Below are 23,960 nucleotides of genomic sequence, written 5' to 3' on the forward strand. Positions count from 1 at the left end.
CAGATATAAGCCGAGAAGCCCCGCTAAAAAACGGGACTTCACTTAAGCATTATAGATGACTCTCTATGTAAGTCACAGCATCGCCAACAGTAGCAATCTTTTCAGCATCTTCATCAGAAATTTCCATTTCGAATTCATCTTCCAATTGCATTACAAGTTCTACTACATCTAGGGAGTCTGCGCCTAAATCTTCTTTAAAGCTCGCAGCTGGTACTACTTCAGTTTCTTCTACACCTAAACGATCAACGATGATTTTTGTTACACGCTCTAAAACATCTGCCATTCCATTCACCTCCCCTCAAATATTATATTAAATATTGGCCAAAAAAACTAGTTGAAATCGATTCTTTTATTACATTACCATTCCGCCATCAACATTTAACGTTTGTCCTGTAATATATTTGCTTTGATCAGAAGCAAAAAATGTTACAGTATTTGCGATATCTTGCGCTTCACCAAACTGAGCTGCAGGAATTAATTTTAACATTTCTGCTTTTATATTTTCATCTAATACATCCGTCATATCAGTCGCAATAAACCCTGGAGCAATTGCATTCACTGTAATATTTCGGCTCGCTAATTCTTTTGCTGATGTTTTTGTTAATCCAATTACACCCGCTTTAGCAGCAACATAGTTTGCTTGCCCTGGGTTTCCTGTTACTCCGACAACAGAAGCGATATTAATAATACGTCCATGACGTTGACGCATCATATAACGAGATACTGCCTTCGTACATAAGAAAACACCTTTTAAGTTTGTATTAATAACTGTATCCCATTCTTCTTCTTTCATACGCATTAATAAATTATCTTTTGTTACACCAGCGTTATTTACAAGAATATCTACTTGTCCAAACGTATCTACAGTTTGTTTCACCATTGCAGTAACATCATCAGTATTTGCAACATCCGCTCTTACTGCAATAGCATCTGAACCTAATTTCTTTATTTCATCAACTACTTCATTCGCCTTTTGCTCATTACCAGCATAATTTACTACTACATTTGCCCCTTGTTTCGCTAAATCAATCGCAATCGCACGACCAATCCCACGTGAAGCACCCGTTACTAATGCAACTTTCCCTTTTAACATCAGTTTTCTCCTCTCAAATTTGAAATGGTATCTTGTAGTGTCTCTTCATCGTATATCGCATATGCTTTCACTGATGAATCAATCGACTTCATAAGTCCAGCAAGCACTTTCCCAGGTCCAATTTCAATAAATGTATCTACCCCTTGATTCACCATATATTCAATGGATGGATACCATAAGACAGGCGAATAGAGCTGTTCAATTAGCTTTTCTTGAATATCTGTACCACGTGTAATAACGTCCGCTGTAACATTTGCGATAACAGGAATATTCGTATCTTGAATTGTAATTTCATTTAAAACATTTTGGAATCTCTCAGCAGCTGGCTTCATAAGAGAGGAATGAAATGGTCCACTTACCTTAAGCGGAATTGCTCTCTTTGCACCATTTTCTTTTGCTCTTTGAGAAGCAATCTCTACTCCTTGTTTTGTTCCCGAAATCACAATTTGCTTCGTACTATTCATATTAGCAATTTGTACCGCATACCCTTCACTTGTTACTTCTTCTGTAACTCGTTTCAGCATATCCGGATCAGCACCTAAAATAGCTGCCATAGCCCCTTCCCCACCAGGAACGGCCGCTTCCATATATTCGCCACGTTTCCTTACAGCGTATACAGCTTCTTCAAAAGTTAATGCACCAGCTGCTACAAGAGCGCTATATTCACCTAAACTATGTCCCGCGACAAAGTCTGGTGTAATATCATACTCTTTCAAAGCTGTCAAAATAGCAAAACTCGTTGTTAATAATGCAGGCTGCGCGTTTGTTGTTAATGTTAGTTTTTCCTGCGGCCCTTCAAAAATCACTTCTGAAAGTGAATCTTGCAGCACCTCATCTGCTTTTTCAAATACTTTCGCAACCTCTTTATTATTCTCTGCTAACTGTCTACCCATTCCAACTGCCTGTGAACCTTGGCCCGGAAAAAGAAATGCTAGTTTACCCATTTCAAATCCTCCTCTTATTGGAGTGACTCTTTCTCCATTACACTTGAAATTGTAGGAATAACTTCTTTCGCTACCATTTCTCTCGTTTGACGAATCGCACTAAATATCGATTGGTCATTTGAAGAACCGTGAGCCTTAATGACAGGAGCTTTCAATCCAAACAACGCCGCTCCCCCATACTCCGAATAATCCATTTTATCTTTTAATACCATAAGTTTTGGTTTTAATACTGCTGCTGCTAATTTGCTCGTAAACGAACTCATTAATTGCTCTTTTAACATAGAGAATAATGCAAGTGCTGTTCCTTCTAGTGATTTTAGAGCTACGTTACCTGTAAAACCATCACATACAACAACATCTGCTACACCTTGCAATAAGTCTCTTGATTCAACGTTTCCAACAAAATTAATTGGTGCATCCTTGAGCATAGCAAATACCTGTTTTGAAAGCTCGTTTCCTTTACCATCCTCTGTTCCAACATTTAGAAGTCCAACGCGAGGATTTTTAATTCCTCTTACCTTCTCTGCATAAACAGAGCCCATTACTGCATATTGATATAAATGAATTGGTTTTGCATCAACGTTTGCTCCAACATCTAACATCACAAAACCTTCTCCATCAACAGTTGGCATTGTAGGTGATAAAGCTGGTCGTTCAATTCCTTCCATACGACCAACAACAAACAATCCAGCTGCCATTAAAGCTCCTGTACTTCCTGCTGATATACAAGCATCCGCTACGCCGTTCTTTACTTGCTCTGCCGCTAGTACCATTGATGCTTGTTTTTTTCGGCGAACCGCTCTTACTGGTTCATCTGTCGATTCGATTTTTTCGTCTGTATGAAGTATAGTAATTCGCTCTTCACTCGTTAAGTATTGGCGAATGTCCTCTTCTTTTCCTACTAACGTAATATGTAAATCTGAATATTCCTTAATAGCTTTCATTGCCCCTAATACGACAGCCTTTGGAGCATGATCGCCACCCATTGCATCTATTGCGATTTTCATAAGTTGTTACCTTCCTCACTATAATTACTAGATCGATACATTTCAAAAGTGCCTGTGAAAACAAGTTCTTCTCCAACAAAGCTTCGCACTTTGACAACCGTCCGTCCTTTATCATTCTCTACATCTTCAACGCGCGCTTTTGCAACAACACGTTCTCCTAATTTTACAGGACGAATGTATCGAATGGTAGACTTTGCAGTTAAAGCTAATTCTTCATCAATAACCGCAACAGCTAGTGAGTTTGCTTGTGCAAACAAATGATGCCCACGGGCAATTTGATTTCTTTTAAATACATGTTCTACCTTTACTTCAAAGATAGAAATCGCATGTCTATCTAATTCTATATCGATAATTTCTCCGACAACCTCTTCTAACGGTAAAGATTTCACATCTTCTTCATGTTGTTTTGTAGCTACATGCTTAATTCGTTCTCTTAATTCAGGAATAGATAATTCCATACGATCAAGACGAACAGTTTGTATGCTCACTTGAAATTTTTCTGCCAAATCTTCATCCGTAATAAAAGGATTCGTTTCTATAGTTTGCTGTAATAATTCTTGTCTTTCTTTTTTGCTTCTTCTTTTTTTCATACCGCACCATCCGTTTTTATGACTAGGTACTAACAGTAGTATATAATCATTAAAAGTAGAATGCAACAAAAATTTTTGTTGACTCCCTTTAATCGAGCTTCTCTCCCTGGAACACACCTGTTCCATCAAGATACGTACGCAAGGCAGCATACTGATCGTTGTGCCAAAACGCTTCTGAATCTACTAGTATCGCCGCATCTTGTCTTGCTGTTTCTAACGCTCGATAATCATGTACCATATCAGCGACCTTAAATTCTGGTAAACCACTTTGCTTACTTCCAAAGAAATCTCCAGGACCTCGTAACTCTAAATCTTTTTCTGACAATACAAATCCATCATTCGTTTCAGTCATAATACGCATTCGCTCTTTTCCCGTTTCCGATTTTGGATCCGCGATTAATAAACAATATGATTGTTCACTACCACGCCCAACACGCCCCCTCAGCTGATGAAGCTGCGATAAGCCAAAACGTTCTGCGTCATAAATAACCATAACAGTCGCATTCGGTACGTTCACACCAACTTCGACAACTGTTGTCGATACAAGAATTTGTACTTTATTTTCACTAAATTGCCCCATTATCTCTTCTTTTTCCTGAGATGATAATCTTCCATGCATTAATCCAACTTGACATTTCCCTTGATAATGATGAGTCAACATACTATGTAAGTCGATAGCATTTTGCACATCAAGTTTCTCAGACTCTTCAATAAGAGGACAAATAACATATGCCTGTCTTCCTTTTTTTATCTCTTTCTCAACAAAGCCAAGAACACGATCTAACATATCATGTTTTGCCCAGTACGTTTCGATTACCTTTCTACCAGCTGGCATTTCATCGATTATAGAAACGTCCATCTCTCCAAATGCAGTGATAGCTAACGTTCGCGGAATTGGGGTCGCCGTCATAAACAATACATCTGGACTTTCACCTTTCTCCCGTAAAACCCGGCGCTGCGCTACACCAAATCGATGCTGTTCATCGGTAATAACGAGACCTAACCTATGAAATATAACTTCATCTTGAATTAAAGCATGCGTTCCAACAAGGATATCTACTTCCCCTTGCTCTAATCTTGCCAAAATTTCTCGACGTCTTGCACCTTTAACAGAACTCGTTAACAGTTCAACCGTCATACCGAAATGCGAAAATGTCTCAGCAAGTGACTGATAATGTTGTTCAGCTAAAATTTCTGTAGGAACCATCAAAGCACCTTGATAACGAGCTAATTTCGCCGCATAAAGAGCAATCGCAGCAACGACTGTTTTCCCGGAACCTACGTCACCTTGCAATAGACGATTCATCCTATAAGGAGATGTCACATCTTTCATAATTTCATCTACAACCCGTCGCTGCGCACCAGTTAACGGAAACGGAAGTGCATCAATAAACTCTTGTAATTCTAATAGCGGGATTTCTTTCTTCGTCCCTTTGGAATTCTCTCTCTCCATTTTCCGTAGAGTTTGCATTTTTAGCTGAAATAAGAAAAACTCCTCATATACAAAACGACGACGCGCTTGCTTTAAATCTTCTTGCCCTACAGGAAAATGCAACGCCCTGAGCGCTTCATAGCGTGGTAGTAATTTATACCGACTTAATAAACCGTCTGGTAACACTTCGATTATAGAATCTCCATACTCCTTAAATGCTTGTGCAACAAAACGGCGCATCTGTTTTACTGTAAGTTTTCCTTTCACTGAGTATACAGGCTCTACTTCTTGTTGACGTACAACCGGCCCAAAATGAAGCTCTGATACAGCAATTGTTTGACGATGCTGATCCCATTTACCAGTAATCGTTACTGTTTCATCTAACTTTAACTTTTGTTTATAGTACGGTCTATTAAAACATACAGCAGTAATTAAATAACGACCGACAAGGACACGAACTGTAAGTCGTGACTTCTTCTTCCCATAATATTGTAGTAAAGGAGCACTATGAACTTTCCCCTCAACTGTTACACGTTCATCATGCTTTACTTCAGCAAGATCTTTCATCGCATAATCTTCATAACGGTACGGAAAATGCTCTAATAGATGAGAAACTGTATAAATTCCCATCTCGTGTAGTAATTCAGATGTTTCTCCTCCGATTCCCTTTACATCCGTAACAGGAACTTGTACAACTTCATTCAAGATTCTCACACTCCGTTACATTATTTTCTTTGTGCACTCTACCTGGACCTGGGCATCAATTAACATCTGTAATCGCTCTCTTTCACCTTATATATTCTATCATAGGCATTCTAAGAGAAACTACTCAAACCCATCATAAACAACACGAAAGAAAAGAGCCCCACTATTAGCAGCAAGGCTCTTTTTCATCTTCAATATGCTAGCCTTTTGAATAAAAACTAGCAATAAACTTCATATTACTACTTCTTAATCCATTAGCAAATAAGTAATCCATTTATTTTCAAAACGAATCTTTTCTTATTCTACAGAGAAGATGAAAGAATATACTGGTTGGTTTCCAGCATGTACTTCTACTTCTGCATCTTCAAAGTTTTCTTCTACAAATTCAACTAACTCAGCTACTTCTTCGTCAGTTGCATCTTCACCTTGTAGAATCGTTACGATTTCAGAATCCTCATCAATTAGTGCCTCTAGTAATTGCTTCGCAGCTCCTACTTTTTCAGCGTTTGTTGATACGATTTTCCCATCTGCAATACACATGAAATCATCTTTTTGAATTGTCACACCGTCAATTTCCGTATCACGAACAGCATACGTAATTTGACCTGTTTTCACATGAGATAAAGCTTCTTTCATGTTTTCTTCATTCTCTTCTAACGTTCCAACTGGATTAAATGCTAACATTGCAGCCATACCTTGAGGAACTGTTTTCGAACGAACAACAATAACTTCTTGATCTACAACTGATGCCGCTTGTTCTGCTGCCATCACGATATTTCCGTTATTTGGTAAAATGATAATTTTATCAGCATTCGCCTCTTCAATCGCCTTCACGATATCCTCTGTACTTGGATTCATCGTTTGGCCACCTTCGATAACTTTCGTCGCACCAATGCTCTCAAATAAAGTTTTAATACCAGATCCCATAGCTACAGTTACAATACCGTACGGTTGCTTCTCTTTTGATTGGCTTGGTTGCTCAGGCATCATAGTAGGTTCATCTAATAAAGCAGTATGCTGTTCACGCATATTTTCTACTTTAATCTTAATTAAGCTACCATAACGTTGTCCGTAGTTCATAGCGTCTCCAGGATGCTCTGCATGGATATGAACTTTTACAATTTCATCATCAGAAACAACTAATAATGAATCACCGTACACACTAATATCTTCACGGAATTTTTGCTCAGAGAAATTATGCTCTTTCACTTTTTCGGCTTCTAATTTCACCATGAACTCCGTACAATATCCATACTTAATATCTTCTGTACTCAATTGGCTTTGTACACTACGGTGATGTTCTGCGCGTACCATTTCATTCATAGATGGTTGCGTCGGCGCATCAGAAGAAATTGTTTCTCCTTTTAAGTCAGCTAAAAATCCTTCGTATACTACAACAAGACCTTTACCACCGCTATCTACAACGCCAACTTGTTTTAATACAGGTAATAAATCTGGCGTACGATTTAACGATGCATTCGCTTCTTTCACAACGTCTTCCATAAACAAAACAAAGTCGCGCTGTTTTTTCGCAACTGTTACTGCATATTTACCCGTTTCTCTTGCAACCGTTAAAATCGTTCCTTCAATCGGTTTCATAACCGCTTTGTAAGCTGCCTCTACTCCAGCTTCTAAAGCTGCAGCAAAATCAACCGTTGTTAATTCTTCTTTTTGTTCAATGGATTTTGAGAAACCACGGAACAACTGAGATAAAATAACTCCAGAGTTACCACGAGCTCCCATTAATAATCCTTTGGCTAAACTTACGCCGACTTTACCAGCATGCTGTGAAGGATTTGCTTTCACTTCACGTGCGCCTGAAGTCATAGATAAGTTCATGTTTGTACCGGTATCGCCATCTGGAACTGGAAATACGTTTAATGCATCAACAAGCTGAACATTATTTGTTAAATTATTCGCTCCTTGCATGATCATTTGTGATAAACGTTTTCCATCAATTTTTTGAATTGACACAGATTTTCCTCCTTAATGCACATTACAAGTTTATTACTTTAACTCCTTGTACGTAGATGTTTACAGAATCTACTGCTAGTCCTACAGTTTGATCTAATGTATATTTCACTTTCGTCTGCACGTTATGTGCTACTTCTGAAATTTTCGTACCATAGCTCACAATAATATACATATCAATATGTACTTCATCTTCACCTTTACGAACAATTACGCCTCTAGTGAAGTTTTCTTTTCGCAAAATGTCTGTTAATCCATCTTTTAACTGATTTTTTGATGCCATACCTACGATACCGTAGCAATCTACTGCGGCACCTCCAGCAATTGTTGCAATTACATCTGTACTAATATCAATTTGACCGTACTTCGTTTTAATTTCAATTGACATCTCGTTTCCCCCTTCATAAATGGTGAAAGTGAGCTAGACTACTTTAGTTACTATCATATAATCTTTTCAAAGAAAATTCCATCGTTCTTTCTTTTCACTCACATATTTTATGTTTTATACTACACTTTTCTATGATGAGCAAAATAGTCCATTGTTATTATACAACATGTACCACTATAGTATGTCAAGTAATTTTTCTTGATTTCAGCTTTTCCGCATTGGCATATGGTGTCAAGTAATTTTTCTTGATTTCTTTTTTCTACGGTGTTGCATTCTCTTTTTAGTTGTGTTAAATTATAGTAGTGTTTTTAGCATCGCATAAAAGACTAACATTGAAAAATTACGTATGGTAAGGTATCAAGGGAGGGAAATATAAATGGCTCGTGTTTGTGCTATCACTGGAAGAAAAGCTCGTTCTGGTAACTCTCGTTCTCACGCAATGAACGCTACAAAACGTAAATGGGGCGCTAACCTTCAAAAAGTTCGCGTACGCATCGACGGAAAAGTTCAACGTGTTTACGTTTCTGCTAGAGCATTAAAATCTGGCAAAATCGAACGTGTTTAATAATAAAAAAAAGAGCCGCTAGGCTCTTTTTTTATTATACCAATGGAAAAAGCACCGGTGATAGGTGCTTTTTTTAGTCTTTTTTGAAGGTATTTAACATCGCGCGAACAATTCCACCAAGAAATTTAGGTAACTTAATTGTATAAAATCTCATGGTTTCCCTCCTAATCCCCATTACTCCACTTGTTAACTATATGATGCAAGGAGCAAAATTGTTTCTTCAATCAGTGCTTCTTATCATCATTAATATGCCAGAAGTAAATGAAAAAGTACCTTTTTCCACAATGAGTTCATTACTAATACAAAGCGTCGATCCCCACTCTATTGTTTTATTAGTAAGAGGGTACTTAAATCCAAGTAATGTAATCCCTTCCACTGTTTCAGTAACCGGTACAAAAGATACATAAGGAAAATTTTTATTTTCTTCAATTATATGTGTACCAACTTTTTTTACTGTTATTTCATTTTTATTGTCTACAATACTCATTTCTATCTCTACTTCTAACCCTTTTAGAAGCATCTGTATATTTGCTAAACCGTGATCAAGCCTTCCACCGGTAGCACCAAAAATACGAATGAGTGCCGGATTCTGTTCTAATGCCCAGTTAATTGCAATCTCTAAATCCGTTTGATCTTTTTCCCGCGGAACAATATGTAATTCATTTGTTTGCTGTCCCATCCATACTAGTTCCTCTTCTGTAACTGAATCGTAATCTCCAAACGCAACAGCCGGAGTGATTCCTCTTTTTAATAAACGGTATACTCCTCTATCAACGGCTGCCCACACTACTTTCTCATTTTCATATCGAGAAAAATCTGCGCAGTATTCTACAGGTCCTCCTGCCAAAATATGAATAATCATTTTTTCTTCCCCTTCTATTGTAAAAAGGCAATCTGCCATTCGGTAGATTGCCTTTTTACATATTTTTCTCTATCCTGTGTAAATAGTGAAATCTTACTGAACTAAAAGATTCACTAGGCTAGTGATAAAATTTCGTTCATTATCCACGAATTACACAAATTGCTTCACCGCGGTCTTTTTGATTATATACCGCTGATCCAGCTACAAGTACATTTGCTCCTGCTTCAATACAAAGTCTTGCTGTTTCAGCGTTAACACCACCATCAACTTCAATTTCCACTTCTAGATTTCGCTCTTTAACCATTTCTGCGACTTGTTTAATTTTCGGTAATACTGAATGGATAAATTTTTGTCCGCCAAATCCAGGGTTTACTGTCATAAGTAATACCATATCTATATCTTCTAATACATGCTCAATCGTTGAAACTGGCGTATGCGGATTTAATACAACTCCCGCTTTAATGCCATGAGATTTAATTAACTGAATTGTACGATGCAGATGAGGACAAGCTTCTACATGAACAGTAATAATATCTGCTCCCGCTTGTGCAAAAGTTGGGATATAATTGTCAGGATTTTCGATCATTAAATGCACATCTAACGGTAATGATGTAATCGGACGAATTGCTTCTACAATTAATGGACCAATCGTAATATTTGGTACGAAATGTCCATCCATTACATCCACATGAATGTAATCCGCTCCGCCCTTTTCTACATCTTTAATCTCTTCCCCTAATTTTGAAAAATCTGCTGATAAAATCGATGGTGCAATTTTAATCATGACTAATACCTCGGCTTTCTCTCTCTAATTTCTTCTACGAATTGTTTATAATTCTTATAGCGATATTCGGTAATCTTCCCTTCTTCAACTGCAGCTTTCACCGCACACTTCGGTTCAGAAAGATGTGTACACCCTCTAAATTTACAGTATTGGCTCGCTTCTTTCAACTCTGGAAAACAATATGTAAGATCTTCTACTTCTATATCTATGAAATCAAGTGAACTAAAACCAGGCGTATCCGCAACAAGTCCACTTCCAACTGTGATTAATTCCACATGTCTTGTCGTATGTTTCCCGCGCCCTAAATGTGAGGAAATATCATTAGTTTTCAGTTCTAAATCTGGACGTAATACGTTTAACATGGAAGATTTCCCAACACCAGATTGGCCTGCAACCACAGAAACACAACCTTCTAAAAATGGCTTTAAAATATCAATACTTTCAGATGTATTTATAGAAGTAAACAATACATCATAACCCATTTCACGATAATCATTCGCATAAGCTTCAACGGTTGTTTTCATTTTTTCATCTACTAAATCCATCTTGCTAATACAAATAATCGGCTTAATGTTATGGTATTCAATCAGCACTAAAAATCGATCTAACAGTCCCGGATTAAAATCTGGTTCTACTGCAGAGAAAACGAGGATCGCTTGATCAACATTAGCAATAGGAGGCCTAACAAGTTCATTTTTTCGATCAAATACTTCAAGCACGTAGCCTTCCGTTGGGTTATCTGCTTGAAAAACGACTTGGTCTCCTACAAGTGGCGTAATTTTATTCTTTCTAAATACACCACGCCCACGACATTGTGTAATCCCTTCTTCATGCTGCACATAATAAAACCCACTTAGAGCTTTTACAATTTTTCCTTCTGGCATATAATTCTCCTTTATTTTGTATAAAGTGAAGCTGTAATTAATATTGAATGGACTAGGATTCTTTAAACAATTAGTTTAAAACCCACCAAACTTAATATATTTAATCTACCATCAAATTCGAAATATTATTTATAACAGTATCACTTTTATAGCTTTTTGAATCATATATTTTTGCCTGCTATACCATCCACTTTGTAGATAGCATAACAGGCAAGAGTAATAAATCATATTCTTTATAAAAAGCAAGACGTTCACTATTATTGAGTTGGATATGGTACTTCTTTGTCAATAATCGTAACTCCATCTCGTACGATTTTATAGTGGCCCTTTGTATCTTCTTGAATTATAAATTCTAAAGAAATTGTTGCCGACTCTGTAATCGTTCTTGTTTCAATTGGTCTATCCATTTTTTGTTGCATATCTTCTTTATAAATTTCTATTGTTTGCGGTTTTTTCTCACCTATTATAGAAGACTCATATGGGATAGAAATGTTATCCACTTTTACTGTTTTCGTTACTTTCGGCTTAGGTCCATCTGAGATGATAATCGTCACTTTATCACCTTCTTTTAACGGTGTTCCTGGCTTTGGTGATTGAGAAATTACAAGTCCTTTATCAACTGTATCTGAATACTCTCGTTTTACATCTGGAGTTAGTTTTCTCTCATTCAAATAACCAATTACACTATTTTCAGTCCATCTTGAAAAATCGCCTGCTCTAATTTGATAAGGCCCTTTACTAATCCAAACTTTCAGTTCTTGCTCTGCCTCTATCACCATTTGATCAGGCGTCGGGATTTGCTCTACAATTTCACCTTTTGGCCTATCATTTTCAATATAGTTTTCTGTAACCTGTTTATATCTTTCTTCTAATTCAGTTTTTACACTCTCGAAGTTTTTTCCTGTAAAGTCCTTCATCTTACTTTTCTTTTTTCCACCTGATTGATAGATAGTAATTTTAGAGTTTTCTTTCACGACTCTGCCTGCTACAGGGTCTGTTTTGATCACATCCCCCGCCTCAACATCATCTGTATATACAATATTAGGTTCCGTTATTTCAAAACCCTTTTCTACCAATTTATTTACAGCTGTCGTATATTTCATACCGGCTACATCAGGAACTTTTACATCTTTCGGAATAAAGAATCCCGGAATAACAGTAAGTGCTAACGTTATTCCAATTGCTAAAAGTAAAAATGTTGTAATTAAAACTTTGAGCCATTTGTTACTTCGTTTTTTCTTCTTACTTAATTCAGCTTCTTCTCTTACTTGTTCGTCCACTTTACTCCCTTTTAAAACAATTGTTTCATCAGTTACATTTTCAAATAATTGTTCTTGTTGAATAATCGGAATCGCTTTTGTCGCTTCCATATCTTCCGGTATGTAAAATGGTTGCTCATTTATCCTCTCTGGATATAGCGCAGTTTCAATATCTCGTTTCATCGCATTGGCAGATTGATATCGATGGAACGGATCTTTTGCAGTTGCCTTTAATATAATATTTTCGACACTTTGCGGAATATTTTCATTCCATCTTTTTGGAGACGGAATTTCATTTTGTAGATGTTTTAAAGCTATAGCCACAGCAGATTCGCCAGAAAACGGTTGTCTTCCTGTTAACAATTCAAACATAACAATACCAAGAGAATAAATATCTGATTGTTTATTTGCTATCCCGCCGCGTGCTTGTTCTGGTGATAAGTAATGCACCGAACCGAGTACCGAATTTGTATGTGTAATTGTTGTTGCACTTGTAGCTGTCGCAATTCCAAAATCTGTTACTTTTATTACTCCATCAGCTCGAATTAAAATATTATGCGGTTTTATATCACGATGCACAATTTCAAAATGATGGGCGTGTGCCATGGCGGATGTTAACTGCTCCATAATATCAAGAGCTTCTCCTATAGGTAGCATCCCTCGCTCAATTATGTATTGCTTCAATGTTTGTCCAGGTACGTACTCCATGACAAGATAATATATACCATCCTCTTCCCCAACATCATACATATTCACAATATTTGGATGCGACAACGTTGTAACAGATTGCGCTTCTCGATGGAAACGTTTAATAAACTCTTCATTATTTGAATAGTCGAGTCTTAATATTTTCACCGCTACATCTCGGCCGAGTATATCATCATGAGCTAAATATACATTGGCCATTCCGCCGCCGCCAATCATTTTCAGCAGTTTATAACGGTCATTTAAGCGTTTTCCAATCAGCACGTTGCACTTCACCTACTTTCGTTTGTCGAATCCGCATAATCAATAAGAACAAGGGTGATATTATCTTCTCCACCACGATCATTTGCTAATTGAATGAGACGCTCTCCCTTTTCCTCGAGCTGTTCATTCAATTGTAAAATTTGTTGCATATCAGTCATCTGGACTTTGTTAGATAATCCATCAGAACAAAGAAGTAATTGATCGTCTTCTTCGAGCACTAATGTTTTTACATCTAATCCGACTTTTTCTTCATTTCCTAACGCTCTTAATAGAACATTCTTTTTCGGATGATATTCTGCGTCTTCTTTTGAAATTTCACCGTGCCTAACTAGTTCATTTACAAGTGAGTGATCTTCCGTTACAAGCGATATTTTTCCTTCTGATACCATATAACAACGACTATCTCCTATATGACCTATTGTTACAAAACTAGGTGTACAAATTGCTACGATAACCGTCGTTCCCATGCCTTTACATTCTACATGTTGCTTAGAGTAAGCATATATACGCTCATTAATAATTCCAACGTTAGTATGTAACCACTTTTCTATCTTTTTAGGCTCATTCATATTATGCGTTTGCTTCCAATAATCATGGAATAATTGAATAGCCATCGAGCTAGCTACATCGCCAGCTCGATGACCCCCCATTCCATCTGCTACTACCGCTAAAATATTTCCATCTAAATTGTGAAAAACTCCTGCACTATCTTCATTATGTTGACGAACTTTCCCTTTATCCGATAGAAACACGGCTTTCATCTCGTCACCTCGTCTCTTCTTTGCGCTCCTTTGCACGCAACTGACCGCAGGCTGCATCAATATCATGACCTTGTTCACGGCGAATTGTTACATTCACTCCACGATCTTTTAGCGTCTTTTCAAATAAGAAAATTTGCTCTCGTGGCGTACGTACATAATCACGTTCTGGCACGTAGTTTACCGGAATTAAGTTTACATGACATTTTACACCTTTTAAGAGCGCAGCAAGTTCTTCAGCGTGCTCAACTTGGTCATTTTCTCCTCCAAATAAGCCATATTCAAATGTAATACGACGCCCTGTTCTATTTACATAGTATTTAATAGCTTCCATTAAATCCGGTAGCTTATAAGCACGGTTAATCGGCATTAATTTTGAACGTAACTCTGTATTTGCAGCATGCAATGAAATCGCAAAATTAATTTGCATATCTTCTTCAGCGAACTTATAAATTTTTGGAACAATTCCACTTGTTGAAACTGTCATATGTCTTGCACCAATATGAATTCCTTTTTCATGATTTACAATGCGTAAGAATGACATTAAGTTATCGTAATTATCAAACGGCTCTCCAATTCCCATAACAACAAGAGAACTTACACGTTCTTCCGTTTCATCAAGCGCACGCTGCACTTCTACTACTTGCGCTACAATTTCTCCAGCTTCTAGGTTTCGTTTTAGCCCACCAAGTGTAGAAGCACAGAACGTACAGCCAATTCGACAACCAACCTGTGTTGTTACACAAATGGAATTTCCATATTCATGTCGCATTAATACCGTTTCAATGGAGTACCCATCGTATAACTGGAATAAGAATTTAATTGTTCCATCCGAAGACGTTTGTTTTACTAACGTGTTTAAAGTAGTAATATCAAAGGAATTCGACAATTTATCACGCAATCCTTTAGAAAGGTTTGACATATCCTCATAATTTTTTACACGTTTTTTATATAACCAATCAAAAATTTGTCCAGCACGGAACTTTGGCTCTCCTTGCTCCTTTAACCAATCTTGCATTTCATGAAGTTGTAAAGAGTAAATTGATGGTTTCTTTGTTTCTAGATTTTTCTTTTGTTTTCTCACAGTTGTTTCCATGATGCTACACCTTCTTCCTTAAACAAGCAATATAAAAGCCATCTGTTGCAAAATAATGCGGTAAAATTTGTACTTGACCTTCATCAATATACGGATTTAACTTTTCTGGCATGCGCTCTTTTATCGTAGTATCCCACTCAAATTCAGGATGCTCTTGTAAAAATTGCTCTATTACTTGTTCATTTTCTATTTTTTCAATTGTGCACGTACTATAAACAAGGCGACCACCTTGTTTTAATAATGGTGCTATTTTTTCTAGTATCGCAAGTTGAATCGTCGATAATCTTTCACTATCGCCTTTATCTTTTCCTAATTTAATGTCAGGTTTACGTCTAATTACACCAAATCCAGAACACGGTGCATCTACTAATATTTTATCAAACGTTTCATTTTCGAAATGCTCTTGAACTTTTCTAGCATCTAATGCCTTTGTTTCTACATTCTCTAGACCAAGTCGCTCTGCTTGTTGTTTAATTAAACGTACTTTGTGTGCATGTAAATCAAGAGACATGACCTTACCAGTCCCTTTTAATCGTTCTGCGATATGCGTTGTCTTTCCGCCCGGAGCAGCACAACTATCAAGAACTACATCTCCCTCACTCGGTTCTAAAGCACGTGCTACCAGCATAGAGCTTTCATCTTGAATAGAAAGGAATCCTTTTTTAAAAGCTTCTGTATGTGCTACATTCCCTCGTTCAATTTGAATTGCATCCTCTGATAATTCGCCACGCTTTGCTTCTATACCCTCATCAGCTAATAATGCAATTGCTTCTTCTACCGTTACTTTATCAACATTCACGCGTGCTGTTGGTACAGGTGGCAACATGTTTACTTCACACATTTTCTCTGCTGTCTCTAAACCATATTCAGATGCCCATTCTTGTACAAGCCACATTGGATGACTCTTTGCAACTGCAAGACGTTCTACCGGATCCTTAATTTCGTCTAAAGAAGGTACACCTTCTCTTTGAACTGAACGTAACACACCGTTCACCATACCGGAAATACCTTTGTGACCACGACGTTTCGCAATTTCAACCGCTTCATGAATAGCCGCTCTTTCTGGCACTCGGTCTAAATAGATCATTTGATATAAAGATAGGCGAAGCAATACTCTTACCCACGCCTCAACCTTTTTTCTTAAAAAGGGTTGTAAATAATAATCTAATGTGTCACGACGTTGAATCGTTCCGTATACAATTTCAGTTAATAACCCAATATCTTTTCTATCAATTGCACTTTTTTCAATTAGATTATTTAAAAGTAAGTTGCTATACGCACCACTTTTTTCTACTTGAATTAAACCATCAAGAGCTAACTCACGAACATTTTGTCTCATGCATTTTCTCCTAACTTCGTTCCAATTTCAGGTGTTGTGCCACGTAAAAATTGCGAACAACTCATACGCTTTTTACCAGAAGGTTGCAATTCGGTAATTTTAACACCTGTCTCATTACCAGTTGCTACAACAAAACCATCTTCTTCAATCGCAACAATCGTACCTGCTTCAGCCGCTTCAGTTACGGGTACTTTCTCTCCCCACCACACTTTAACAACTTGTCCTGCTAAAGTTGTATAAGCAACTGGCCATGGGTTCAATCCACGAATGTGATTGTATACTTCCTCACCTGTTTTTGTCCAATCGATTTGCTCTTGCTCACGTTTTATATTATATGCAAACGTTACTTCTTCTTCGTTTTGTTTAATTGGTTCTAACTTACCTTGAATTAATAAAGGTACTGTTTTAGATAGAAGGTGTGCTCCTGCTTCACTTAACTTATCAAATAACGAGCCTGTCGTTTCACGTTCTTCAATTTCTACTTCCACTTGCGTTAAGATATCACCAGCATCCAATTTTTCTACCATATACATAATTGTAATGCCTGTTTTTTCTTTACCTTCCATAATCGCATAATGAATCGGTGCACCACCGCGTAGTTCTGGAAGTAAAGAGGCATGGACATTAATACATCCGTACTTTGGTGCTTCTAAAATTTCGTTTGGTACAATCTGACCGAACGCAGCTGTTACAATTAAGTCTGCCTCTAGTGCTAATACTTTTTCATATTCGTCTTTTTCACGAATTTTTAATGGCTGTAATACTGGAATACCATGTTTTTCTGCTTCCACTTTAACAGGAGTAGGTGTTAAAACCTTTTTTCTGCCTACTGGACGATCAGGTTGTGTTACAACACCAACTACGTCATATCCGTCCTCGATAAGACGACGAAGCACCGGAACAGAAAAGTCCGGTGTTCCCATAAATACTACTTTCATCATTCAAAAACCGCTCCTTTTAAACCTATTCTAATTCGCCTTCTTCATAATATCTCGTCACTTTCGATGTAAATAAAACACCGTGTAAATGATCGATTTCATGTTGAATTGCACGCGCTAAAAATCCTTCCGCTTCTAATAAAAACACTTTACCTCGGCGGTTCTGCGCACGTACTTTAATATAATCCGCACGTTCCACTTCACCATAAAGTCCCGGGAAGCTTAAACAGCCTTCGGGACCTACTTGTTCACCACGTTTTTCTAGTATTGATGGATTGATTAACTCGATTTTTCCAGTATCATCACCAATATCAACTACCGCTACTTGCAAGCTTACACCTACTTGAGGAGCAGCTAAACCGACGCCGTCTGCAATTAACATAGTTTCATGCATATCTTTTAACAATTTCACTAACTTTTTATCAAAGTTAATTACTCTTTCACATGGTGTTTCTAACACTTCATTTGGATGCTTTACAATTTCTAATACTGCCATATTTCCCTCCGCTACATTAACATTGTTGGATTAAAATCAATTGAGATTTGTAGCTCTTTTTGCATTTCTGCTTGATAATGTTCATTTACCATTTTGAGCACGTTCTTTAAGTTTGGTTCCCGTTTGTATTTTATCATGCATTGATAACGATATCTATCTTTTATCCTTGGAATTGCTGAAGCAACTGGCCCTAACACCATTGTTTGCTCCGTGCAATGCGTTCGTAAATGTCCGACAATTTTTTCTGTCACTTGGACTGCCTTTAATAATTCTGGATGAGACACCGTTACAAGCACAACGTAATAATACGGTGGATATTGTCTTGTTCGTCTCATTTGCATTTCTTGTTCAAAAAACACATCATATTGTTGATTCTTTGCTAATTCTACACTGTAATGTTCCGGTGTATACGTTTGAATTACAACTTCTCCTGGCAATTCATGTCTCCCCGCTCGTCCACTCACTTGCGTCAATAGCTGATAGGTCTTTTCACTCGCCCGAAAATCAGGTAAGTGAAGCATCGTATCTGCGGTTAAAACACCAACAAGCGTCACTTTCGGAAAATCAAGTCCTTTAGCAATCATTTGTGTTCCAAGTAATATGTCTGCTTTCTCTTCACCAAATGCCTTTAATAATTTTTCATGCATTCCTTTACGGCTTGTTGTATCCACGTCCATTCGAATAACTCGCGCCTCTGGGAATAATTTTGTGATTTCTTCTTCTACCTTTTGTGTTCCCGTACCAAAGAAACGAATATGAGTACTATTACAAGCAGGGCATGCAGTTGGCATATTTTCTTCGTGACTGCAATAATGACATTTTAAACGATGATTCATTTTATGATAGGTTAGCGAAATATCACAATGTGGACATTGCACAACATACCCACAATCACGGCACATAACAAATGTAGAATGACCTCTTCTATTTAAAAAGAGTACCATTTGTTCTTTCTTTTCTAATCGATCTGCTATTTTTTCATGCAGTGCTTTCGAAAACATTGAGCGATTACCCTCACGAAGTTCTTCACGCATATCAACAATTTCTATCGTTGGCAAAGCTTGCTCATTCATGCGTTTTTCCATTGTCAGTAGTTCATATACACCTTTTTTCGCTCTTGCAAACGATTCAAGTGTCGGTGTTGCACTACCAAGAACAATTGGACATTGATGATACTGTCCTCTCCATACTGCCACATCTCTCGCATGATACTTTGGATTATCTTCTTGCTTATAACTCGATTCATGCTCTTCATCGATAATGATAATTCCTAAATTTTCAAAAGGAGCAAAAACAGCTGAACGTGCACCAACTACAACTTTCACTTCTTTTCTTAATATCTTACGCCATTCATCATATTTTTCTCCAACAGACAGCGCACTATGAAGAACTGCAACTTGCGAGCCAAATCTACCTTTAAAACGATCTACCATTTGAGGCGTTAGCGCAATTTCAGGAACAAGTACAATAGCTTCCTTTCCTTTCTCGAGCACTGCTGCTATAGATTGTAAATATACTTCTGTCTTCCCACTTCCTGTAACACCATATAGTAAAAATGGATTGTAAGTTTCATTTGTAATTGATGATAAAATCGGTGTAATGACTTGCCTTTGTTCCTCTGTAAGCGGAAATGGTTTCGTTTGTTCAAAATCATCATCGTCATACGGATTCCGGTATACTTCCACATACTTTTCTGAGATTAGCCCCTTTTTAACAAGTGATTTTATTGGAGCATCTGTTATTTGCAACTCTTCTGTTATTACTTTCAACGGTACACTTTTATAATTTTCCACAAAGTAATAAAGTACATCTTGTTGTTTTTTACTTTTCAGTTCAAATGCCGCTAATTCTAATTTATCTTCCGATACCTCGGGCTGAACGACTCTTTGTTTCTTCTTCTGCACTTTATCCTTTACCTGATAAACAACTTCAATCGTGCCATTTTTAATTTCTTGTTGAATTATTCGGTATAAATTCGGCTGCGCCTCGATCGCTTCAAAATCTAGCACTTCCTTATCTTGAAACAAATATAATATTTCAGGTGCTACTTCTTCTTGTTTACGAAGTTGTAGACTCTTTTTATACGTTGCTTTTATCGCTGTGGGAAGCATGACTTGAAAAGCTGAAATCATATAGCATAACGTTTCACTTGTAAGCCAATATCCAAGCTTTAATAATTCCTCATTTAAAACCGGTGTTACATCTAGTATTTCATGGATTGTCTTTAATTTCTTACTTTCTACATCAACCGAATCCTTAATCCCAATAATAAATCCTTGCAACTTCCTTGGGCCGAACGGAACAACTACACGCATTCCTGTCTGGACAATATCTTCCCATTTTTTTGGAATAATATAATCAAATGGGCGATCTGTCTGACGAGCAGGTACATCAACAATTACACTCGCAAATTTCATAAACGATCATCTTCTAGCATCATTTCGATTTGCTTTAATATTTCACGAGCAACCTCTTTCTTCGTTAAAAGTGGCAACTCAATAACTTCTCCATCTTTTCTATACATTGTTACAATGTTCGTATCTGTACCAAATCCAGCTCCTTGCGCTTTTACATCATTCGCAACAATCATATTTGCATTTTTTTCGCGTAATTTTCTCGTTGCGTATTCTTCTACATTTGTCGTTTCAGCCGCAAAACCGATAAGTAACTGTTTGTCCTTCTTTTCACCTAACGTTTTTAAAATATCTACTGTTCTCTCTAATTCAATTACAGCATCACCGTTTTGCTTTTTCATTTTATTGTCATGAACATATTTCGGGCGATAATCTGCAACTGCTGCTGTTTTGATAACAACATCTACATTTTGATAATGCTGAAGGACCGCTTCTAACATATCTTGTGCAGACTCTACTTGTATCGTTGTTACATGTAATGGCAGACTTAATGCTGTCGGTCCTGAAACAAGTATGACCTCAGCACCTAATTTTGCCGCCACTTCTGCAATCGCATATCCCATTTTCCCAGAAGAAAAATTCGTCATAAAACGAACTGGGTCAATTTTTTCACGTGTTGGGCCAGCAGTTATTAATATTCTTTTTCCTTGCAATGGTTTTTGTTCCGAGAAAGCCTCCTCTAACCGTGCAATAATTGCTTCAGGCTCTTCAAGTCTTCCCTTCGCTACATAACCACACGCTAAAAAGCCTTCCCCAGGCTCAATAAATGTATATCCTAACTCTTTTAACGTCATCATATTTTTTTGAACAATTTTATTTTCATACATATGCACATTCATAGCAGGTGCAATCCACACTGGGGCTGTAGTAGCTAACAAAGTAGTTGTAATCATGTCATCCGCAATACCGCCAGCTAACTTTCCAATACAATTGGCTGTAGCAGGTGCAACAAGTACAACATCTGCCCAATCTGCTAAATCGATATGCGCAATAACAGCTGAGTCTTTCTCATCGAATGTATCTGTGTATACATCATGGCGAGAAAGTGCTTGGAATGTAAGAGGCGTAACAAATTTCATTGCTGACTCACTCATCATTACTTTTACAATGGCCCCTGCCTGTGTCAATTTACTTGTTAACGCTGCTGCTTTAAAAACCGCAATACCTCCTGTTACACATAGAAGTATTTTTTTCCCTTTTAGCATATGACTCGTCCTCTTTCTTTTTCAAACTTATTCTGCTGAAATGGAACTTTTCCAGCTCGTCAGTGCTAGCATTTCGTTTCTTCTTTATCCAAGTTCTTTTCAGCTCTGTCGTAAAAAAATAACAACCTACTTGTAAATAGGTTGTTACCGTTACATAGAAAATTATAAAGTCTATGTTTTAATTTGTCGAAAAGAAGGTCTTAATCGATTATTTTGTCTTCACTTGGTACATATTTTAATACTTCTGCATCGATTTCTTCTAATGATTTACCTACACATTTATGAGAAACAGGCTTTTCAATAACACAATTGTCTGCAAGTTGCATTTCACGTGCACGCTTTGCAGCTACTGTTACAAGCGTATATTTAGAATCGATTTTTGTTAATAATGAGTCAATTGATGGATTTAACATAATTATAGACCCTCCGTCATTTCTTTATAATATTTTGCTACTCTTTCGCGGCGGCAATGTTCCCCAACCACAATTGCTTTAATTCTGTCGCAAGCTAATTCAACTTGATCGTTTTCTACAACATAGTCATAAGCGTCCATCATTTCGATTTCTTCTTTCGCTACAGTTAAACGATTTTCAATAACATCTTCAGTTTCTGTACCACGACCGACAATTCGGTTCTTTAGCTCAGATAAACTTGGAGGTGCTAAGAAAATAAAAACACCTTCAGGGAAGGCTTTCTTAACTTGAATTGCCCCTTGTACTTCAATTTCTAAGAACACATCTTTTCCTTCTTGTAATGTTTTTTCAACATAATCAATTGGTGTTCCGTAATAATTACCAACGAACTCAGCCCATTCAAGTAATTTTTCATTACGAATCATTTCTTCAAATTCTTCTCTCTCTTTAAAGAAATAATCCACACCATCTACTTCACCTTCACGCGGTTTACGTGTCGTTACTGAAATAGAGTACTGAAAACGTGTATCCTCATGGCTAAACAGCTCTTTTCGAACCGTTCCTTTTCCGACACCCGAAGGTCCTGAAAGAACGATGAGCAATCCTCTTCTACTTCTCATAAATATGTAAAACCTACCCTTCCTCACTTAAATCTTCTTTATTATTCAAACGATGTGCAATCGTCTCTGGTTGAATTGGACTTAATACAACATGCCCATCATCCATAACAATAACCGCCCTTGTTTTTCTCCCATACGTAGCATCAAGCAAAGCATTATGTTCACGTGCTTCCTGTACTGTTCGTTTAATAGGAGCTGACTCCGGACTTACAATAGCAATAATTCGATGGGCAGATACAATATTACCATATCCAATATTTAAAAACCGCATGGCCATAGTTTGCGCCTCCTAGTAAGTCTTTCCGATTTCTCCACCACGTATAACTTTATATATTTTTTGAAAGCTACTCAATATTTTGTACTTGTTCACGAATTTTTTCAAGGTTATTTTTCATTTCTACAACATATTTTGAAATTGTTAAGTCATTTGCCTTAGAACCAATCGTATTAATTTCTCTATGCATCTCTTGCACGATGAAGTCCATTTTCCTTCCAACAGGCTCTTCAATCTGCAGTGTTTCATGAAATTGATCTAAATGACTTTGCAAACGAACTAACTCTTCATGAATATCACAACGCTCTGCAAACATTGCGACTTCTGTTAGCAATCTTTGTTCATCTAGATCTTGATTATGTAATTCTTTTAAGCGATTTTCTAATCGTTCACGATATTTTTGTGTAACAATTGGTGCATGTGGAATAATTGCATCTACACAATTATGAATCTCTTGTAAACGGTACGCTATATCTTTATGTAATCGTTCTCCTTCGCCATCTCTCATCGTTTTTAACATTTGAGCAGCTTGGCGAACAGCCTCATATAAACTGTTCTCAAATTGTTCATTTACATTTTCTACTTCTTCAATTGCCGTTACTTCTGGCATTGCCATTAGTTGTTGCAATGTAATAGAATCTTGTAATTGAAATTTTCCTTTTATATCTTCCATAATGGATTGGTACTGCTTGAGAAGCGCCCAATTCACACTTAATTTTCTTTCAACAAGCCCTTCACCCACTATGCTAATGGACACTTCAATGCGTCCACGGCGAACTTGTTCAGCAATTATTTTACGAATTTTGTCTTCAAACATTATCATTTGCTTCGGAAGTCGAACACTCATTTCTAAAAAACGATGGTTCACCGACTTCATTTCTACTGTAATTTGAAAAGTATCATTCTCTACTTTTGACCTTCCAAATCCCGTCATACTACAAATCATCTTTATCA

General features: G+C 37.2%; 25 protein-coding genes. 1 reads left to right on the plus strand and 24 read right to left on the minus strand.

What is annotated here, in order from left to right; all coding sequences use genetic code 11:
- Window positions 1–49: 49 nt before the first annotated feature.
- The 8 genes from acpP to MR065_RS11570 form a co-directional block, all read right to left on the minus strand.
- Entirely contained in the window at window positions 50–283 is a 234-nt protein-coding gene (gene acpP, locus MR065_RS11535; RefSeq protein WP_000786062.1) for an acyl carrier protein, read from the minus strand.
- 69 nt (window positions 284–352) lie between these two features.
- Entirely contained in the window at window positions 353–1,093 is a 741-nt protein-coding gene (gene fabG, locus MR065_RS11540; RefSeq protein WP_242213735.1) for a 3-oxoacyl-[acyl-carrier-protein] reductase, read from the minus strand.
- Window positions 1,093–2,037: an ACP S-malonyltransferase gene (fabD, locus tag MR065_RS11545; protein WP_242213739.1), complete on the minus strand. Its 945-nt coding sequence runs from the start codon at window positions 2,035–2,037 to the stop codon at window positions 1,093–1,095. The genes fabG and fabD overlap by 1 nt, the downstream gene beginning before the upstream one ends.
- 14 nt (window positions 2,038–2,051) lie before the next feature.
- Window positions 2,052–3,044 carry a phosphate acyltransferase PlsX gene (plsX, locus tag MR065_RS11550; RefSeq protein WP_242213741.1) on the minus strand — a complete coding sequence of 331 codons (993 nt, stop codon included), beginning with the start codon at window positions 3,042–3,044 and terminating at the stop codon, window positions 2,052–2,054.
- The gene (gene fapR, locus MR065_RS11555; protein WP_000747352.1) at window positions 3,041–3,634 is read right to left on the minus strand and encodes a transcription factor FapR; all 594 of its coding nucleotides are present in this window, start codon (window positions 3,632–3,634) and stop codon (window positions 3,041–3,043) included. Before fapR ends, plsX begins: the two co-directional genes overlap by 4 nt.
- A gap of 88 nt (window positions 3,635–3,722) precedes the next feature.
- Window positions 3,723–5,771 carry an ATP-dependent DNA helicase RecG gene (gene recG, locus MR065_RS11560; protein ID WP_242213743.1) on the minus strand — a complete coding sequence of 683 codons (2,049 nt, stop codon included), beginning with the start codon at window positions 5,769–5,771 and terminating at the stop codon, window positions 3,723–3,725.
- Window positions 5,772–6,068: 297 nt separating this feature from the next.
- Window positions 6,069–7,745 (minus strand): DAK2 domain-containing protein, encoded by a 1,677-nt coding sequence (locus MR065_RS11565; protein ID WP_098990007.1) that lies wholly within the window; start codon window positions 7,743–7,745, stop codon window positions 6,069–6,071.
- Window positions 7,746–7,767: 22 nt separating this feature from the next.
- Entirely contained in the window at window positions 7,768–8,130 is a 363-nt protein-coding gene (locus MR065_RS11570; RefSeq protein WP_097902954.1) for an Asp23/Gls24 family envelope stress response protein, read from the minus strand.
- Between the two features lie 376 nt (window positions 8,131–8,506).
- Between MR065_RS11570 and rpmB the strand changes: the two genes are divergently transcribed.
- Complete coding sequence (gene rpmB, locus MR065_RS11575) at window positions 8,507–8,695, plus strand: 50S ribosomal protein L28 (protein WP_000124776.1); 189 nt, start codon at window positions 8,507–8,509, stop codon at window positions 8,693–8,695.
- Between the two features lie 73 nt (window positions 8,696–8,768).
- Here the strand turns inward: rpmB and spoVM are convergent, their stop codons facing one another.
- The 16 genes from spoVM to MR065_RS11655 form a co-directional block, all read right to left on the minus strand.
- Window positions 8,769–8,849: a stage V sporulation protein SpoVM gene (gene spoVM / locus MR065_RS11580; RefSeq protein ID WP_001213599.1), complete on the minus strand. Its 81-nt coding sequence runs from the start codon at window positions 8,847–8,849 to the stop codon at window positions 8,769–8,771.
- A gap of 66 nt (window positions 8,850–8,915) precedes the next feature.
- On the minus strand, window positions 8,916–9,596 hold the full coding sequence (locus MR065_RS11585) for a thiamine diphosphokinase (protein ID WP_141436268.1): 681 nt from the start codon (window positions 9,594–9,596) through the stop codon (window positions 8,916–8,918).
- A 100-nt stretch (window positions 9,597–9,696) separates the two neighbouring features.
- A complete protein-coding gene (gene rpe, locus MR065_RS11590; protein ID WP_242213744.1) occupies window positions 9,697–10,341 on the minus strand; it encodes a ribulose-phosphate 3-epimerase in 645 nt (214 codons plus the stop codon).
- Window positions 10,342–10,343: 2 nt separating this feature from the next.
- Window positions 10,344–11,225 (minus strand): ribosome small subunit-dependent GTPase A, encoded by an 882-nt coding sequence (gene rsgA, locus MR065_RS11595; protein WP_097902957.1) that lies wholly within the window; start codon window positions 11,223–11,225, stop codon window positions 10,344–10,346.
- Window positions 11,226–11,482: 257 nt separating this feature from the next.
- On the minus strand, window positions 11,483–13,453 hold the full coding sequence (gene prkC, locus MR065_RS11600; protein WP_242213747.1) for a serine/threonine protein kinase PrkC: 1,971 nt from the start codon (window positions 13,451–13,453) through the stop codon (window positions 11,483–11,485).
- Window positions 13,454–13,461: 8 nt separating this feature from the next.
- On the minus strand, window positions 13,462–14,214 hold the full coding sequence (locus tag MR065_RS11605) for a Stp1/IreP family PP2C-type Ser/Thr phosphatase (protein WP_242213753.1): 753 nt from the start codon (window positions 14,212–14,214) through the stop codon (window positions 13,462–13,464).
- A gap of 4 nt (window positions 14,215–14,218) precedes the next feature.
- Window positions 14,219–15,307: a dual-specificity RNA methyltransferase RlmN gene (rlmN, locus tag MR065_RS11610; protein WP_242213754.1), complete on the minus strand. Its 1,089-nt coding sequence runs from the start codon at window positions 15,305–15,307 to the stop codon at window positions 14,219–14,221.
- 4 nt (window positions 15,308–15,311) lie between these two features.
- Window positions 15,312–16,646 (minus strand): 16S rRNA (cytosine(967)-C(5))-methyltransferase RsmB, encoded by a 1,335-nt coding sequence (rsmB, locus tag MR065_RS11615; protein WP_242213756.1) that lies wholly within the window; start codon window positions 16,644–16,646, stop codon window positions 15,312–15,314.
- Window positions 16,643–17,587, minus strand: coding sequence for a methionyl-tRNA formyltransferase (gene fmt / locus MR065_RS11620; protein ID WP_242213757.1), 945 nt, complete (start codon window positions 17,585–17,587; stop codon window positions 16,643–16,645). Before fmt ends, rsmB begins: the two co-directional genes overlap by 4 nt.
- Window positions 17,588–17,609: 22 nt before the next feature.
- Window positions 17,610–18,080, minus strand: a complete 471-nt coding sequence (gene def / locus MR065_RS11625) for a peptide deformylase (RefSeq protein WP_098267869.1) — start codon at window positions 18,078–18,080, stop codon at window positions 17,610–17,612.
- 11 nt (window positions 18,081–18,091) lie between these two features.
- Window positions 18,092–20,497, minus strand: a complete 2,406-nt coding sequence (priA, locus tag MR065_RS11630) for a primosomal protein N' (protein ID WP_242213758.1) — start codon at window positions 20,495–20,497, stop codon at window positions 18,092–18,094.
- A complete protein-coding gene (gene coaBC / locus MR065_RS11635; RefSeq protein WP_242213759.1) occupies window positions 20,494–21,699 on the minus strand; it encodes a bifunctional phosphopantothenoylcysteine decarboxylase/phosphopantothenate--cysteine ligase CoaBC in 1,206 nt (401 codons plus the stop codon). Before coaBC ends, priA begins: the two co-directional genes overlap by 4 nt.
- Before the next feature lie 200 nt (window positions 21,700–21,899).
- Window positions 21,900–22,112, minus strand: coding sequence for a DNA-directed RNA polymerase subunit omega (gene rpoZ / locus MR065_RS11640; RefSeq protein WP_097902966.1), 213 nt, complete (start codon window positions 22,110–22,112; stop codon window positions 21,900–21,902).
- A gap of 2 nt (window positions 22,113–22,114) precedes the next feature.
- Window positions 22,115–22,732, minus strand: a complete 618-nt coding sequence (gene gmk, locus MR065_RS11645; protein ID WP_001257739.1) for a guanylate kinase — start codon at window positions 22,730–22,732, stop codon at window positions 22,115–22,117.
- 13 nt (window positions 22,733–22,745) lie between these two features.
- Window positions 22,746–23,009, minus strand: a complete 264-nt coding sequence (remA, locus tag MR065_RS11650) for an extracellular matrix/biofilm regulator RemA (RefSeq protein ID WP_001251456.1) — start codon at window positions 23,007–23,009, stop codon at window positions 22,746–22,748.
- A gap of 67 nt (window positions 23,010–23,076) precedes the next feature.
- Complete coding sequence (locus MR065_RS11655) at window positions 23,077–23,952, minus strand: YicC/YloC family endoribonuclease (RefSeq protein WP_097902967.1); 876 nt, start codon at window positions 23,950–23,952, stop codon at window positions 23,077–23,079.
- Window positions 23,953–23,960: the final 8 nt, after the last annotated feature.

Origin of the sequence: Bacillus cereus group sp. BfR-BA-01383, assembly GCF_022663495.1 — a bacterium.
GTDB classification, from domain to species: Bacteria; Bacillota; Bacilli; order Bacillales; family Bacillaceae_G; genus Bacillus_A; species Bacillus_A cereus_AU.